Genomic DNA, 14,936 nt, shown 5'->3' with positions numbered 1-14,936 from the left:
TATCAGTGCTCTTCATACTGGCTGAAGGATGGATCGGCCAGATCCGCAAAGCGTGTGAATTCCGCCTGGAAGGCGAGCTTCACCGTGCCGGTCGGTCCGTGACGCTGTTTGGCGATGATGACGTCGGCCGTGCCCTTGACCTTGTCGAACAGCGATTCCCACTCGGCATATTTCGGGTCTGCGGGATCGCGCGGTTCCATGTTCTTCACATAGTATTCCTCACGGAACACGAAGAGCACCACGTCGGCGTCCTGCTCGATGGAACCCGATTCACGAAGGTCGGAGAGCTGCGGGCGCTTGTCTTCGCGGCTTTCCACCGCACGGGAGAGCTGTGAGAGCGCGATGATCGGAACGTTGAGTTCCTTGCCGAGCGCTTTCAGGCCGGTGGTGATCTGGGTGATTTCCTGCACGCGGTTTTCACCGCCCTTGCCGGAGCCGGTCATCAGCTGAACGTAGTCGACCACCAAAACATCAAGACCGCGCTGACGCTTCAGGCGGCGCGCGCGCGCGGCAAGCTGCGCAATCGAGATACCACCGGTCTGGTCGATATAAAGCGGTACCTTCTGCATCATCTGGCTGCAGGCGACGAGCTTTTCGAAATCGGCTTCGGTGATGTCACCACGGCGGATTTTCGAGGATGAGACCTCCGTCTGCTCCGAAATGATACGGGTTGCGAGCTGTTCGGACGACATTTCGAGCGAGTAGAAGCCGACGACGCCGCCATTCTTGGCCTTGTAGGTGCCGTCCGGCTGCACTTCCTGCTCGTAGGCGGCTGCAATGTTATAGGCGATGTTGGTGGCAAGCGAGGTCTTGCCCATGCCTGGACGTCCGGCAAGCACGATCAAGTCCGAACGCTGCAGGCCGCCCATGCGGGCATCGAGCGAATGGATGCCGGTGGAAATACCGGACAGATTGCCGTCGCGCTCGAAGGCAGCGCCGGCCATGTCGATCGCGAGCGCCACCGCATCGTTGAAGGACTGGAAGCCGCCATCATAGCGCCCGGTTTCGGCAAGTTCGAAAAGGCGGCGCTCGGTGTCTTCGATTTGCGCCTGCGGCGGCATGTCGAGCGGCGCGTCATAGGCGATGTTGACGACATCCTCACCGATTTGAATCAGCGCGCGGCGAAGCGCCAGGTCATAGATCGCCCGGCCGTAATCCTCGGCATTGATGATCGAAACCGCTTCGGCAGCAAGACGCGCAAGATATTGGGCAACGGTGAGGTCGCCGACCTTATCGTCTGCTGGAAGGAAGGTTTTGATGGTGACGGGGTTGGCCGTCTTTCCCATGCGGATGATATCGCCCGCCACTTCGAAAATCTTGCGGTGCAGGGGCTCATAAAGATGCACCGGCTTCAAAAAGTCCGACACGCGATAATAGGCGTCGTTGTTGACGAGGATGGCGCCCAGCAGCGCCTGCTCGGCCTCAATGTTGTTGGGCGCCTCGCGGTAAAGCGGTTCGGCGGCGGGCGCTGGGGTGATCTTTCTCACGGCGTCATTCATGGTCTCGTGATCTCCCTTTAGCCTTATCTTCTGTTCTGCAAGCCTGCCGGTTTGAAGCCTGGAGGCGTTGCCGTCAATGACCTGAAGGCAACACTTACACCTCACCTTACCTAAAGAGAGGCGGGGGACCCAACATAACGGGTTGTCCCCATTAATCCACAGGATGATTCGGCTGACGTCTCAGGTAGCGAGCGAATCAGGCATGCTCCGCCATGATTTTAAGGCATGGCTCCAATCCACCAAAGACACTTGAAATTTAGCAAGGATCAAAATAGATAGGAACAAAATAAGTAGCTACCTAATTATAAGGTCTAATTACGTTGTCCCGCATTACCGAGAAAGAACAGCTTTTCGATGAGATGGCGGCCTTCAATCGCAAGCTCCGCTCGTTCTTCGACGCCCGCGTTGCTGAGAAAGGCTTGACGCTGGCGCGTGCGCGAACATTGTTTGCGCTGTCGAGAAGGGGTTCGTTGACGCAAAAGGAGCTTGCCGAGGAGTTGGAAATCGAAACGCCGACGCTCGTGCGGCTATTGGATGCCATGGAGAAACAAAAGCTCATCGAACGGCGTTCTGATGAGATCGACCGGAGGGCGAAACGAATTCACATGACACCCGCCGGACTGCAGACATTCGAAGATGTGGATGCGCAGGCAAAAGCCATGCGAGCCGAGATCGCGCTGGATATCTCGACCGATGAGATCCGCGTGGCGCTCAACGTGGTAAGACGCCTGACGGGCAATCTACAGAAACTCTCGGAAGAAGAGGTGACGCCGTGAGCACTGCCATAACGAGCACGCGCGACGCGCCTTTGGATGAAGCAGGCGAGCAAGCCGCTTCGCCGGTAGCGATAGCACCTGCGCCGGAGGACGCTGCACCGGTGCCGCCAGCGCAGCCTGCGGAAAAGCCGCTTCGCGAAAAGCTGATGTATATCGCTGCCGGTCTTGCCTTCTTCATCACCCAGGGCATGGGCATGAACATCGTCATGGCCAATCTGTATCAGCTGCAGGGCGAGTTTTCCGGTACGGTGGCGGAGGTCGCGGGGTTGTCGGCCGCCTATATGGCGCCTTATGCCACCTTCTCGATCGCGCTCTTCAAGGTGCGCCAGCAATATGGCCTGCGGCCGTTCGCGGAAATCAGCATCATCGCTTTCGTCCTAGCCTCCTGTCTCAATCTCTTCGTCACGGATTTGCACTCCGCCATCGTCGTGCGCTTCGTCAGCGGCATGGCGGCCGCACCTCTGTCATCTCTCGGCTTCCTCTATATTCTCGAAGCCTTCCCCGTGCAGCGTAAGCTCACTCTAGGCCTCAGCATCGCCCTGACGGGAACGCTTCTGGCGGCACCTCTTGCTCGTATCGTCTCGCCACCTCTTTTGCAGATCGATGGCTGGCACGCGCTCTACAGCATGGAAGTGGGTCTAGCGCTTGCGGTTCTGCCCATCATCTATCTTCTGCCATTGACAGCACCACCCCGGGTCAAGGTCATCGAGCGCCTGGATATCTTAAGCTACCTGCTGTTTGCCGGTGGACTTGGCTGCCTTGCCGTGTTCCTGACGCTCGGCCGTTTTTACTGGTGGTTCGAGACCTGGTGGCTTGGCGTTCTGCTGGCAACCTCAATCACCCTGTTGACCGTGATGACGATGATCGAATTGCCGCGGAAGAACCCGATGCTCGATCTGCGCTGGATCTTCTCGCGCACCAATCTGCATCTTATCGCAGTCCTGCTGGTCTATCGCGCCGTCTCGTCGGAACAATCCTCCACAGCTGTCAGCCTCTATCAGCAGCTTGGCATCCTCAATGACCAGACCACGGGCCTTTACGGTCTCATCATTCTGGCAACCGTCCTTGGCGGCGCGACCTGTGCTTTGCTGATGCTGACGAAATATGTCGAGACTGCGCACGTTATCGCGCTGTCCTGTATAGCGGTTGGCGCCTTCATGGACAGCACATCGACGAACCTGACGCGTCCCGAACAAATGTATCTGAGCCAGGCGATGATCGCCTTCGGTGCTGCCATGTTCCTGCCGCCGGTGATGGCGAAGGGCTTTGGTGCCGCACTGGCGAAAGGCCCGCCCTATCTGGTCAATTTCATCACCATCTTCCTGTTCACCCAGATTACCGGATCGATGTTGACGACAGGGCTACTGGGCTCCTTCGTGACACTAAGGGAAAAATTCCACTCCAATATTCTGGTGGAGAGCATTCTTCTGCAAAATCCGCAGGTCGCGCAGCGCATCAGCCAGCTTTCCGGCGCCTACAGCCATGTGCTGACCGATCCGACGCTTCTGCGAGCGGAGGGCGTGACCCTTCTTGCCCAGCAGGTGTCGAGAGAGGCTTATATCCTGGCTTACAACGACACATTCCTGCTGATCGCCGTCTGCGCCGCCGTCGCTCTCGTGATGCTGCTCCTTCACCTGGCGTGGCTGCGTATCAAACCATTGATGACGGGCGGCGAGAGCGCCGCCGCCGTTTCCCAATCCTGATCCTTCAGAGACCCCAAAATGCTAAAAAAGATTTTCACACCCGTTACTCTTATCGTTCTTCTCGGCGGCATCGCCGGGGTCGCGCTGGTTCTCTATGCCTGGCGCCTGCCACCTTTTTCGAGCCATGTCGAAATGACCGACAATGCCTATGTGCGCGGTTACGTCACCACGATGAGCCCACAGGTCAGCGGCTATGTCGTGGATGTGCCGGTCAAGGATTATCAGGAGGTCAAGCAGGGTGACCTGCTGGTCAAGATCGATGACCGCATCTTCCGCCAAAGACTGGCCCAGGCCGAAGCCACACTCGCCGGCCAGACGGCAGCCTCGGATAATTCCCGCCAGCAGGAAAACGCTGCCCGCGCCAATATCGCGTCCAGCCAGGCCGCGGTGGATAGTGCCGAAGCGTCCTTGAAACAGGCGCAGCTTGCTGCCGACCGTCAGGACAACCTGATCCGTAGCGGTGTCGGCACTTCAAGTCTTCAGGAAGAAGCGCAAGCCAATCTCGAAAAGTCCCGTGCCGGGCTGTCGCAGGCCAAGGCAGCACTCGAGGTCGCGCGTCAGGATTTACAGACCATCATCGTCAACCGCAGCTCGCTTCAGGCCGCCGTCGCCAATGCGCAAGCCGCAGTTGAACTCGCCCGGATCGATCTGCAAAATACGGAGATCAAGGCGCCGCGCGATGGCGAACTGGGCGAGGTTGGCGCGCGTGTCGGCCAATATGTCGCCGCTGGCAGCCAATTGATGGCGGTCGTGCCGCATGAGGTCTGGGTCGTTGCCAATTTCAAGGAAACCCAGCTTGCGGGCATGGAGGTAGGGCAGCCTGTCTCGATTTCTGTCGATGCGCTGCATCATCGCAAATTGAAGGGCAGGGTCGAGCGTTTCTCGCCCGCCGCGGGTTCAGAATTTGCGGTGATCAAGCCGGACAATGCCACGGGCAATTTCGTCAAGATCGCGCAGAGAATCGGCGTACGCGTGTCGATCGATCCGGATCAGCCGGCCGCGACGGAACTGTCTCCCGGACTGTCGGTGGTGGTGCGCGTCGATACGAGCAAGCCGCCGGTAGCTGAACAAACGGCGGCCAAGTAGTCTTCGGCAAGCCTTTCATCTCAAATCGAGAGTTGGAGGGCTTTATGTTGTTGATCTGGTCGCGTCCGCTCAGCCTTCCCGCCACTCAGCGGGCAGGCAGAAGATGTCTCGAAACCCTTTTTCGCCGGCAGGCGTGATCCTCAATGCGCGGCTATCGGTCCGGCGCGTCACCCAACCAAGTTCAAGCGTGCGCTGAAAAAGTGCAGTACCGACGTGTCCCGCAATGTGGTGCCGTCTCTCGCTCCAGTCCAGGCACGTGCGGCAAAGCGGTCGCTTCGACCGGGTGCCATCGTTGAGATCGATGCCGAAATCCACCAGGAAGGCCTTGCCCTGTTCCGTCACCAGTGCACCTTCGTCGGAAAGCAGAATGTGTCCCCTGCCGCTGAGACTGTCGGCCATTACCACCGCGAGCCGGCCTGCAATGTGGTCGTAGCAACTGCGGGCAAGCCGCATGTCCTTTTCCTTCGGCCCGACGGGATGATGCCGTTTCGGCCCGGCTGCGGCAATCGACATCAGCGCATCGATACCATGGGCAACCTGTGCAGACGCAAGCCGGTAGTAGCGATGGCGGCCTTGTTTCACAGTCGTCAGCAGATTGGTCCACCATTTTCGCCAGATGCTCGCTGCCTGTCTGCGGTGTTACACCCGCACCCCGGGACAACTCACCTGCTGTCAGCGCTTGCCCACCCATAAGGGCGCAGAGCATGTTTGCGCGCGTGGTATCGCCAATCAGGTTGGCGATGGCGGCAATGGTGTTGGGGGAGGCGATACCGGTCATGGGAGAAACACTATCATCCGAGCACGCCTTCGTCAGCGGGCCATTGTTCGGCCGATACCGAAGCTTCCCATCGCAGCGCAACTCTATAAAGAGGGATCGCTTCGACGGAGAGACTGACAGAATGACCGACAAAAAGCTGCTGCCCGAACTTGCCCTGCTTGTGTTGCTGGGGTGCCTGTGGGGCAGTTCCTACACTTTCATCAAGATCGGCATAGAGACGATCCCGCCGCTGACGCTGATTGCGGCTCGCACCGCGATAGCCGGCAGCATCCTCACCGTCATCATTCTCTGGCGAGGCTTGCGGCTGCCGAAGGATCCAGCGCTGTGGAAGATGTTTGCCATCCAGGCGGTGCTGAACAGCGTCCTTCCATTCACGCTGATCGCCTGGGCAGAGCATTACATCGATGCCGGGCTTGCAGTCATTCTCAACTCGCTGACGCCGGTCTTCACCTTTCTGCTGACGGCGATCATCACCCGGCATGAGGTGGTGAATGGCCGGAAGCTCTTCGGCGTCATGATCGGTCTTATCGGAACCGTGGTCATGATCGGCGTTCAGGCGCTGAATGGTCTGGGCGATGTGGTGCTGGCACAAATGGCTGTCATTCTTGCCACCGCATTCTATGCAGGCGCGGCAATTTTCGGGAAGAACTTCAAGGGCATCGATTCGATGATCCCCGCTGCAGCCTCGCTGATCTGCGGGGCGATCATTCTCATTCCTGTCAGCCTGGTGGTAGACCGCCCATGGGAGCTTGCACCCTCAACGCGTTCGATTGCGGCCCTGATCGGGCTCTCGATATTCTCCACCGCGCTCGCTTTTACCATCTACTTCCGCCTCGTCCGCACGCTTGGATCTCTCGGAACGACGGCGCAGGCCTATGTGCGCGTGCCCGTGGGCGTGGCGATCGGCGTGGTTTTCCTTGGTGAGCAACTGCAGGTGAGCACGATGATCGGGCTCGTGTGTATTCTGGCTGGCGTCATCGCCATGACGCTGCCGTCACGGATGCCGACCAGAGTAAGGACAGCGGCGAAAGCCACGGGCGAATAGTTTTCGCAACGCCCAAACAAAAACCCCGGATGTCGCCATCCGGGGTTTTGTCTTTGAGCCAAAAGGCCTCAAGATATTAGTCGTCGTCGCCGTCGCGGTCAGCTTCCGGATCGAAGAAGTCTTCCGGACGAAGTGCATCTTCGTCAACGCCGTAGATGGCGTCAGCGGAGGTGAGGTTTTCACCCTTGGCCTGACGCTCAGCTTCTTCCGCCGAACGGGCAACGTTCAGTTCAACCTGAAGCTCGACTTCCGAGTGCAGGTGAAGCGTGACGTTGTGCAGACCAATGGTCTTGATCGGCGTGTTGAGTTCGACCTGGTTACGGCCAACGTTGAAGCCTTCAGCGCCGAGGATTTCAACGACGTCACGGGCAGCAACAGAACCGTAGAGCTGACCGGTTTCGCCAGCGGAACGAACAACGATGAAGCTCTTGCCTTCGAGTGCGTCGGCAACCTTCTGGGCTTCGGACTTGCGCTCGAGGTTACGGGCTTCGAGCGTTGCGCGCTCGGTTTCAAAACGGGTCTTGTTGGCAGCGTTGGCGCGCAGTGCCTTGCCCTGCGGCAGCAGGAAGTTACGTGCGTAGCCGTCGCGAACCTTTACGGTTTCGCCCATCTGGCCAAGCTTTGCGATACGCTCGAGAAGAATGACTTCCATCTTCTTGATCCTTTCTTATTTGGAGTTGGTTTCGTTCGATTTATCGGAGTTCCGCGCAGGTGTCAGAGAGATCGTGCTGCGCACGTCGCTGAGACCCAGGAGGAGGATGAGGAACAGCGGAAACATGAAGATCGCTGAAAGGTATGCGAGGATGAGAACCGGCAGCCGCCAGTCCTTGCCCTTTGAACGGTGATGCAGCGAGGCGTAACCCGCCATGATGAATCCCGCGCCGAATGTACCGCAGAGAACCGCACCGACCATGGCGGGAACACCGCCAAAGAAAGTCAGGACGATGCCTCCAAGGAAAATGAAGATCGCGTTGCGATGCATGCGAAGTGCGGCTGCGATATCTTCGCGCGGGCGAAGACCCTTGCCGAAGGAGCGCACCATGCGACTTGCGAAATAGTAGGCCGCAAACAAAAGCATAACCCAGAGGCCGCCCTGGATCATCGGCAGCATCAGAACCAGAAGCGACTTTGTTTGCGAAAGGGCTGCCGGATCTGGCTTGAAGGTCGATTCGCTTGCCTGGACCGAGGCCATCATCAGGTCGACCATTTGCGAAACGAGTTCAGGACCATAGCCGATCATCGCGCCGAGAATGATGACCGAGACCGTGATCAGGCCGCAAAGATGCAGAACGATGCCGGACAGCGGGTACCAGGCCATCAGGTCTTCCGGGCCGCCGATTTCAGCGGCAGGCCGCGCGAGGTTTGCGAGGTGAGACAGCCAGCCAGCCGGGATCAGTGTAAAGATCGCGATCGTCACGGCAAAAAGCGGGGAGACGGCAAGGGCGCCGAGGAAGCCTGCGGAGAGAACGGCGACGATGGCCGCGGCATTGCCCCAGCCGAGACCGGCAACGAGGACCGGCATGGCGGAAGCCGCATAGAGAAGGAAGGACATCGACGACTGTGCCGTTGCGCCAAGCGTTAGAAACGCGGCGCATATGCCGGCAAGAATGCCGGCGATCAGCACTGTCTGGTTCAATTGTCTCAACGTCGCTGTCCTGCTTGTCTTAGCAGTTAGAGGACCGTTCGTTTGAACGTCGTCCCCAACATGGGGTTTGGTGTCAGTCGATCCGCGCCCAACGCGGAAGGAATTGGAGCTCTTGAAGAGGCTGACTGAGAGTTGGCTGCTTCGAGAGGAAGAACGAGGTCGCGTGAAACCGCGACCTCGAAAGGCAAATTACGCTACAACGTAAGGCAGCAGGCCGAGGAAGCGTGCACGCTTGATCGCCTGAGCGAGTTCGCGCTGCTTCTTCTGAGAAACGGCGGTGATGCGCGAAGGAACGATCTTGCCGCGCTCGGAAATGTAGCGCTGCAGGAGACGAACGTCCTTGTAGTCGATCTTCGGAGCGTTTGCGCCGGAGAAGGGGCACGTCTTGCGACGGCGGTGGAAGGGGCGGCGTGCCTGGGAAGAGGATGCGTCAGCCATTATGTTTCTCCTTATGCACGGTCTTCGCGCGGACGGCGCGGACGGTCTTCGCGCGGTGCGCCATCACGGGGACCACGGTCGCCACGGTCAGGACGGTCGCCGTCGCGGCGTGGGCGGTCGTCACGGTCGCGCTTCTGCAACATGGCAGATGGGCCTTCTTCGTGAGCTTCCACAGCGATGGTCATGTAACGAAGAACGTCTTCGTTGATGCGCATCTGGCGCTCGATTTCGTGGATAGCAGCCGCCGGAGCGTCGATGTCCATCAGAGCGTAGTGAGCCTTGCGGTTCTTCTTGATGCGGTAGGTGAGGGACTTCAGACCCCAGTTCTCGATGCGTCCGACTTTACCGCCGAACGATTCGATAACGCCCTTGTACTGTTCGACAAGTGCGTCGACCTGCTGGGCAGTGATATCCTGCCGGGCAAGGAAGATGTGTTCGTAAAGAGCCATTTAAGCTTTGCCTTTCTTGCGTTTCATTCATCACCCGGCAACGGCGCTAAGCCTCAACGACTGCTCTTGATCGGAAAACCGGAGGCAAGAAAAGCGTTGTTCGAGACGGTCGAGAGCGGAGACACGGGAGGCCGGAAAAACCTTATGGTTCCTGCTGTTTCGAGACCGAAACCAGCCCTCCGTTCAGCCACCAGCCATAAGACCGGGTGTTGTGAACAGCGCGCTTATACTGAATTTTGCTGCGAATGCAAGCGCGCTGCCCGAAAAAGCCTGGTTTAAGGGCCTCGATCAGATTGCCATCGGGTACTGACGATGGATATCGGCTATGCCCTTCAGCACCTCGTCGGAGAGTGTGACATCGGCCGCGGCGATATCCGTCTTCAACTGCTCCATCGTCGTTGCACCGATAATGACGGATGCCATGAAGGGGCGCGTAAGGCAAAAGGCAATCGCGAGCTGGGCAGGATCGATACCAGCCTCATAGGCAAGTTCCAGATAGGCCTTCACCGGCGCTTCCTGCAGAGGCTGAAGCCGTCCGCCGATGTCGTGATTGATCGACCCGCGCGATCCTTCCGGGCGCGCACCGTTCTGATACTTGCCGGTGAGGATGCCACCCGCGAGCGGCGAATAGGCAAGCAGGCCGACATCTTCGTGGTGGGCCACTTCGGCAAGATCGAGGTCGAAGCTGCGATAGAGAAGATTGTACTCGTTTTGAATGGAGGCGACGCGTGGGAGCCCCTTGGCTTCCGCGATATCGATATATTTCTGCGTGCCCCAGGCGCTTTCATTGGAAAGACCGATGGCGCGGATCTTTCCGACCTTTACCAACTCGCCCAGTGTTTCGAGCTTCTCGTTGAATTCTTCGAGCGTCTTTTCCTTGTTCTGCTTGGACGCATCGAAGCTCCAGGCCCCTCGGAAATGATAGGTGCCGCGGTTCGGCCAGTGGATCTGGTAGAGGTCGATGTAATCGGTCTTCAGGCGATTGAGGCTGGTGTCGACCGCTTCGCGAATGGCTGCGGCATCGATATCGCGCCCACCGCGAATGTAGTCGCGGCCGGAGCCGGCAACCTTGGTGGCAAGAACCACGTCGCTGCGCTTGCCGGTCTTCTCGAACCATGTCCCGATATAGTCTTCCGTGCGCCCTTGGGTTTCGGCAGAGACCGGCGTCGTCGGGTAGAGCTCGGCTGTGTCGAAGAAGTTCACGCCGTTCTCGAGTGCGTAGTCCATCTGCTCATGGGCCTCGGCCTCGGTGTTCTGCGTGCCCCATGTCATCGTGCCAAGGCAGATTTCCGACACGGAAATGCCCGTGCGTCCCAACGTGTTCTGTTTCATGGAAATGTCTCGTTTTGCTTGGAAGGTGGGCAGAAAGTAATGCGGAATTGCCGCAGCGCAAGAAAAAACATTCCGTCTCAATCTCTGTGGAAGAGGACGGCGAAACAGGTGGCAAAGGCGTCGCAAGCGGCGCAAAGCCTTGACTTTGCGGGCTGGAATGTGAATGGAAAGCCCCACAATGGAAGGGAAGGCCCGAGAACAGGCCCAAAAAGAAGGACCGCATTCCATGGCTATCGCATTCACATTTCCCGGTCAGGGCAGCCAGGCTGTCGGCATGGGCAAGGATCTGGCGGAGAATTTTGCAGAAGCCCGCGCCGTTTTCGAGGAAGTCGATGAAGCGCTGGGCCAGAAACTGTCCGACATCATGTGGAATGGTCCGGAAGAGACGCTGACGCTGACCGCCAATGCACAGCCGGCGCTGATGGCGGTTTCCGTCGCCGTGATGCGCGTCCTGGAAGCGCGTGGCCTGAAGCTCGCTGAAAAAGTGTCCTATGTTGCCGGCCATTCGCTTGGCGAATATTCGGCGCTTTGTGCAGCTGGTACCTTCTCGCTGGCCGATACCGCCCGTCTTTTGCGCATCCGTGGCAATGCCATGCAGGCTGCCGTTCCCGTAGGTCAGGGCGCCATGGCGGCGATCATCGGCCTTGAGCATGGCGATGTGGAGGCCATTTGCGCCGAAGCGGCGAGCGGCGGCGTCTGCCAGATTGCCAATGACAATGGCGGCGGCCAGTTGGTCATTTCCGGCGCGAAGGCACCGGTGGAAAAGGCAGCAGCCCTTGCCTCGGAGAAGGGCGCCAAGCGCGCCATCATGCTGCCGGTCTCCGCACCATTCCATTCGGCCCTGATGGCGCCTGCCGCAGAGGCGATGCGCGAAGCGCTGGCTTCGGTCCAGAAGAACAATCCGGTCGTTCCGGTTGTCGCCAATGTGCGCGCAGCACCTGTGTCGGATGCCGAGGAGATTGCCGCGCTGCTGGTCGAGCAGGTGACAGGCCAGGTTCGCTGGCGCGAAACGGTCGAGTGGTTTGCCGCAAATGATGTGACGACACTTTACGAGATCGGCTCCGGCAAGGTTCTGACGGGTCTCGCTCGCCGCATCGACAAGACCGTCAACGGCGTTGCCGTCAATTCCCCTGCGGATATCGAAGCCGCACTTCAGACGCTTCTCGGCTGAGTTCAAGAGAAAAAATAAAAGGACGAACAGCATGTTTGATCTGACTGGCCGCAAGGCTCTCGTTACCGGCGCGACCGGCGGCATCGGCGAAGAGATCGCCCGTATGCTCCACGCGCAGGGCGCAACCGTTGGCCTTCACGGCACCCGCGTCGAAAAGCTCGAGGCATTGGCCTCCGAGCTTGGCGAGCGCGTCAAGATTTTCCCGGCCAACCTCGCTGACCGCGCAGAGGTAAAGGCACTTGGCGAGAAGGCCGAAGCCGAACTCGAAGGCGTCGACATCCTCGTCAACAATGCCGGCATCACCAAGGATGGTCTTTTCGTTCGCATGAGCGATGAGGACTGGGACAATGTTCTCGAGGTCAATCTGACGTCCATGTTCCGCCTGACACGTGAGCTGACCCACCCGATGATGCGCCGCCGTTTCGGCCGCATCATCAACATCACCTCCATCGTCGGCGTCACCGGCAATGCGGGCCAGACGAATTACTGTGCCTCCAAGGCCGGCATGATCGGCTTTTCCAAGTCGCTCGCGCAGGAAATCGCTGTGCGCAACGTGACCGTCAACTGTGTGGCACCGGGCTTCATCGAAAGCGCGATGACCGGCAAGCTGAACGACAAGCAGAAGGAAGGCATCATGGGAGCGATCCCGATGAAGCGTATGGGTACGGGCGCTGAAATCGCTTCTGCCGTGCTTTATCTTGCCTCTAACGAGGCCGGTTACATGACCGGTCAGACTCTGCACGTAAATGGCGGCATGGCCATGATCTGATCCATCCTGCATGAAAATCCGCTGCGATTTTCGTGAGGGGTGATTGGACGATCCAACAGGTGAAAGCGCCTTGCATCTTGCTGTGGTGGCGCTTGCACACTTCGACTTCTGACATGTATCGAAAAGAAAATTGCCTGTAGAGCGCGTGTGTTAGCGCTATTTTAAGGCTTTTTTCCCGCAGGAAAGCATGTTAAGCGGGCGAAGACTGTGAACAGTCGTCCCGGAGTGACAGGCGACCGTTGCGATTTCTTGCGACGATGTTAGCTTGACCGGGTTGAACGGGTTTGCCCACGGTGCCTGCCTTAATGGGGCGCTTGGGGGTTTTAACAGGGCAGGGTGCCTGAAGGGGCATTCCTTTCAAAGTAAAGGTCGAGGAAACCGACATGAGCGATATCGCAGAACGCGTAAAGAAAATTGTAGTTGATCATCTTGGCGTTGACGCCGACAAAGTCGTTGAAGGCGCAAGCTTCATCGACGACCTGGGCGCTGACTCGCTCGACACCGTTGAACTGGTTATGGCGTTCGAAGAAGAATTCGGCGTTGAAATTCCAGACGACGCAGCTGACTCGATCCTGACTGTTGGCGACGCTGTCAAGTTCATCGAAAAGGCTCAGGCCTAATCTTTGAATGGATCAAGGGAAGGCCTAAAAGCCTTCCCGATGTGGCCCGGCCTGTCCGGGCCAATATTTTATCATGCGGTCTCTTTGGGCCGGATGAAGCTTGTCGCACGCAAGATGACATATACCAAACACCTATGATTGGACTATGAGGGCGCACAATTGACTTTGAGACGTGTCGTTATCACGGGTACCGGCATGGTATCTCCCCTTGGCTGTGGAACGGAAGTGACCTGGGAGCGGCTTTTGGCCGGTCAGAATGGCGCCCGTCTCGTCACGGAATTCGAAGTCGAAGATCTGCCCGCGAAAATTGCCTGCCGCATTCCTGTCGGTGACGGCACCGATGGCACCTTCAATGCCGATGACTGGATGGAGCCGAAGGAACAGCGCAAGGTCGATCCCTTCATCATCTATGGCATGGCCGCCGCCGAGATGGCGCTGAACGACGCCAACTGGCATCCTGCAACTGACGAAGACCAGATCATGACCGGTGTGCTGATCGGCTCCGGTATCGGTGGCCTCGAAGGCATCGTGGAAGCAGGCTACACGCTTCGCGATAAAGGCCCGCGCCGCGTCTCGCCCTTTTTCATTCCCGGTCGTCTGATCAATCTCGTTTCCGGCCAGGTGTCCATCAGGCACAAGCTGCGCGGCCCGAACCATTCGGTCGTCACGGCATGCTCCACCGGTGCGCACGCCATTGGTGATGCTTCCCGTTTGATCGCGCTTGGCGACGCCGATGTGATGGTTGCAGGTGGTGCTGAATCGCCCGTTTGCCGTATTTCGCTCGCTGGCTTTGCCGCCTGCAAGGCGCTGTCCACCCAGCACAATGATGATCCGCAGAAGGCATCGCGCCCCTATGACCGCGACCGTGACGGTTTCGTGATGGGCGAGGGCGCCGGCATTGTCGTTCTCGAAGAGCTGGAACATGCAAAGGCACGTGGCGCAAAGATCTATGCCGAAGTCGTCGGCTATGGCCTCTCCGGCGATGCATACCACATCACCGCTCCTTCCGAGGACGGCGAAGGTGCCTATCGCTGCATGGCCATGGCGCTCAAGCGTGCCGGCCTGACGCCAGCCGACATCGACTACATCAACGCCCACGGCACCTCCACCATGGCCGACACGATCGAGCTTGGCGCGGTCGAGCGTCTGGTGGGTGACTCTGCCTCAAAGATTTCCATGTCGTCCACCAAGTCGGCGACAGGCCATCTTCTCGGTGCAGCAGGCGCGATCGAAGCGATCTTCGCGACGCTCGCCATCCGCGACAACATCGTCCCGCCGACGCTCAATCTCGACAATCCCGATGTCGAGACCGCGATCGATCTGGTGCCGCACAAGGCGCGCAAGCGCGACGTCAATGTGGCGCTTTCGAACTCCTTCGGATTTGGCGGCACGAATGCATCTCTGGTCCTGCGCCGTTACGAAGGCTGAGTGTCTGGACTGACCCTCTAAGTCTGTCAGCATGGGGCGGCCACTTGCCGCCCTTCCAAGAATCGATCAGAACGTTTTCAGCTTTCCCGGCGAGATGCCGGGATTGCCTGATCTGCCAGCTCTTCGAAACCAAGGATGCGAGCGCGTCCGTTTTCGATGAACTGGAACGGTGGAGGAACCTCGCTTCGTCAACGAAG

15 protein-coding genes are annotated in these 14,936 nt (G+C 58.6%); 8 read left to right on the top strand and 7 right to left on the bottom strand.

Annotated features, from left to right (window positions below):
- Positions 1–2: 2 nt before the first annotated feature.
- Positions 3–1,499, bottom strand: a complete 1,497-nt coding sequence (locus ACTJK5_RS07195; protein ID WP_062425631.1) for a replicative DNA helicase — start codon at positions 1,497–1,499, stop codon at positions 3–5.
- Positions 1,500–1,819: 320 nt separating this feature from the next.
- Here ACTJK5_RS07195 and ACTJK5_RS07190 point away from each other — a divergent pair, with 320 nt between their 5' ends.
- From ACTJK5_RS07190 to ACTJK5_RS07180, 3 genes are read left to right on the top strand one after another with little or no spacing between them, the layout of a single operon-like run.
- Positions 1,820–2,275, top strand: a complete 456-nt coding sequence (locus tag ACTJK5_RS07190; RefSeq protein ID WP_062437939.1) for a MarR family winged helix-turn-helix transcriptional regulator — start codon at positions 1,820–1,822, stop codon at positions 2,273–2,275.
- Positions 2,272–3,978, top strand: a complete 1,707-nt coding sequence (locus ACTJK5_RS07185) for an MFS transporter (RefSeq protein ID WP_425532532.1) — start codon at positions 2,272–2,274, stop codon at positions 3,976–3,978. Before ACTJK5_RS07190 ends, ACTJK5_RS07185 begins: the two co-directional genes overlap by 4 nt.
- Before the next feature lie 18 nt (positions 3,979–3,996).
- Positions 3,997–5,064, top strand: a complete 1,068-nt coding sequence (locus ACTJK5_RS07180) for an HlyD family secretion protein (RefSeq protein WP_112359598.1) — start codon at positions 3,997–3,999, stop codon at positions 5,062–5,064.
- Between the two features lie 69 nt (positions 5,065–5,133).
- On the opposite strand, the gene ACTJK5_RS07175 is transcribed toward ACTJK5_RS07180, so the two are convergent.
- Complete coding sequence (locus tag ACTJK5_RS07175; protein ID WP_440612610.1) at positions 5,134–5,646, bottom strand: ArsR/SmtB family transcription factor; 513 nt, start codon at positions 5,644–5,646, stop codon at positions 5,134–5,136.
- A gap of 317 nt (positions 5,647–5,963) precedes the next feature.
- On the opposite strand from ACTJK5_RS07175, the gene ACTJK5_RS07170 reads away from it, so the two are divergent.
- Positions 5,964–6,887, top strand: a complete 924-nt coding sequence (locus tag ACTJK5_RS07170; RefSeq protein WP_112359600.1) for an EamA family transporter — start codon at positions 5,964–5,966, stop codon at positions 6,885–6,887.
- A 76-nt stretch (positions 6,888–6,963) separates the two neighbouring features.
- Here ACTJK5_RS07170 and rplI read toward each other — a convergent pair whose 3' ends face one another.
- From rplI to ACTJK5_RS07145, 5 genes are all read right to left on the bottom strand, one after another.
- Positions 6,964–7,539, bottom strand: a complete 576-nt coding sequence (rplI, locus tag ACTJK5_RS07165) for a 50S ribosomal protein L9 (RefSeq protein WP_062425627.1) — start codon at positions 7,537–7,539, stop codon at positions 6,964–6,966.
- Positions 7,540–7,554: 15 nt separating this feature from the next.
- On the bottom strand, positions 7,555–8,532 hold the full coding sequence (locus ACTJK5_RS07160) for a DUF2232 domain-containing protein (RefSeq protein WP_312805040.1): 978 nt from the start codon (positions 8,530–8,532) through the stop codon (positions 7,555–7,557).
- A gap of 189 nt (positions 8,533–8,721) precedes the next feature.
- Entirely contained in the window at positions 8,722–8,970 is a 249-nt protein-coding gene (gene rpsR / locus ACTJK5_RS07155) for a 30S ribosomal protein S18 (RefSeq protein ID WP_003502063.1), read from the bottom strand.
- 11 nt (positions 8,971–8,981) lie between these two features.
- Complete coding sequence (rpsF, locus tag ACTJK5_RS07150; protein WP_062425625.1) at positions 8,982–9,419, bottom strand: 30S ribosomal protein S6; 438 nt, start codon at positions 9,417–9,419, stop codon at positions 8,982–8,984.
- A gap of 288 nt (positions 9,420–9,707) precedes the next feature.
- Complete coding sequence (locus tag ACTJK5_RS07145; protein ID WP_440612076.1) at positions 9,708–10,751, bottom strand: aldo/keto reductase; 1,044 nt, start codon at positions 10,749–10,751, stop codon at positions 9,708–9,710.
- 226 nt (positions 10,752–10,977) lie between these two features.
- Here ACTJK5_RS07145 and fabD point away from each other — a divergent pair, with 226 nt between their 5' ends.
- The 4 genes from fabD (at position 10,978) to fabF (ending at position 14,739) form a co-directional block, all read left to right on the top strand.
- Positions 10,978–11,922 carry an ACP S-malonyltransferase gene (fabD, locus tag ACTJK5_RS07140; RefSeq protein ID WP_440612075.1) on the top strand — a complete coding sequence of 315 codons (945 nt, stop codon included), beginning with the start codon at positions 10,978–10,980 and terminating at the stop codon, positions 11,920–11,922.
- A gap of 31 nt (positions 11,923–11,953) precedes the next feature.
- Positions 11,954–12,691, top strand: a complete 738-nt coding sequence (gene fabG / locus ACTJK5_RS07135) for a 3-oxoacyl-[acyl-carrier-protein] reductase (protein ID WP_440612074.1) — start codon at positions 11,954–11,956, stop codon at positions 12,689–12,691.
- A 383-nt stretch (positions 12,692–13,074) separates the two neighbouring features.
- Entirely contained in the window at positions 13,075–13,311 is a 237-nt protein-coding gene (locus tag ACTJK5_RS07130; RefSeq protein ID WP_027675866.1) for an acyl carrier protein, read from the top strand.
- 165 nt (positions 13,312–13,476) lie between these two features.
- The gene (gene fabF / locus ACTJK5_RS07125; RefSeq protein WP_062425622.1) at positions 13,477–14,739 is read left to right on the top strand and encodes a beta-ketoacyl-ACP synthase II; all 1,263 of its coding nucleotides are present in this window, start codon (positions 13,477–13,479) and stop codon (positions 14,737–14,739) included.
- The last annotated feature ends 197 nt before the right edge of the window (positions 14,740–14,936 follow it).

It is taken from the genome of Agrobacterium sp. 22094, from assembly GCF_052046015.1.
Lineage (GTDB): Bacteria > Pseudomonadota > Alphaproteobacteria > Rhizobiales > Rhizobiaceae > Agrobacterium > Agrobacterium cavarae.
The sequence above is the reverse complement of the archived record's forward strand: the minus strand, read 5'-3'. Positions and strand labels throughout refer to the sequence as shown.

Coding starts and splice junctions, on each gene's coding strand:
- ACTJK5_RS07195 (WP_062425631.1), bottom strand. CDS start 1,499: ATGAATGACGCCGTGAGAAAGATCACCCCAGCGCCCGCCGCCGAACCG.
- ACTJK5_RS07180 (WP_112359598.1), top strand. CDS start 3,997: ATGCTAAAAAAGATTTTCACACCCGTTACTCTTATCGTTCTTCTCGGC.
- ACTJK5_RS07170 (WP_112359600.1), top strand. CDS start 5,964: ATGACCGACAAAAAGCTGCTGCCCGAACTTGCCCTGCTTGTGTTGCTG.
- rplI (WP_062425627.1), bottom strand. CDS start 7,539: ATGGAAGTCATTCTTCTCGAGCGTATCGCAAAGCTTGGCCAGATGGGC.
- rpsR (WP_003502063.1), bottom strand. CDS start 8,970: ATGGCTGACGCATCCTCTTCCCAGGCACGCCGCCCCTTCCACCGCCGT.
- rpsF (WP_062425625.1), bottom strand. CDS start 9,419: ATGGCTCTTTACGAACACATCTTCCTTGCCCGGCAGGATATCACTGCC.
- ACTJK5_RS07145 (WP_440612076.1), bottom strand. CDS start 10,751: ATGAAACAGAACACGTTGGGACGCACGGGCATTTCCGTGTCGGAAATC.
- fabD (WP_440612075.1), top strand. CDS start 10,978: ATGGCTATCGCATTCACATTTCCCGGTCAGGGCAGCCAGGCTGTCGGC.
- fabG (WP_440612074.1), top strand. CDS start 11,954: ATGTTTGATCTGACTGGCCGCAAGGCTCTCGTTACCGGCGCGACCGGC.
- ACTJK5_RS07130 (WP_027675866.1), top strand. CDS start 13,075: ATGAGCGATATCGCAGAACGCGTAAAGAAAATTGTAGTTGATCATCTT.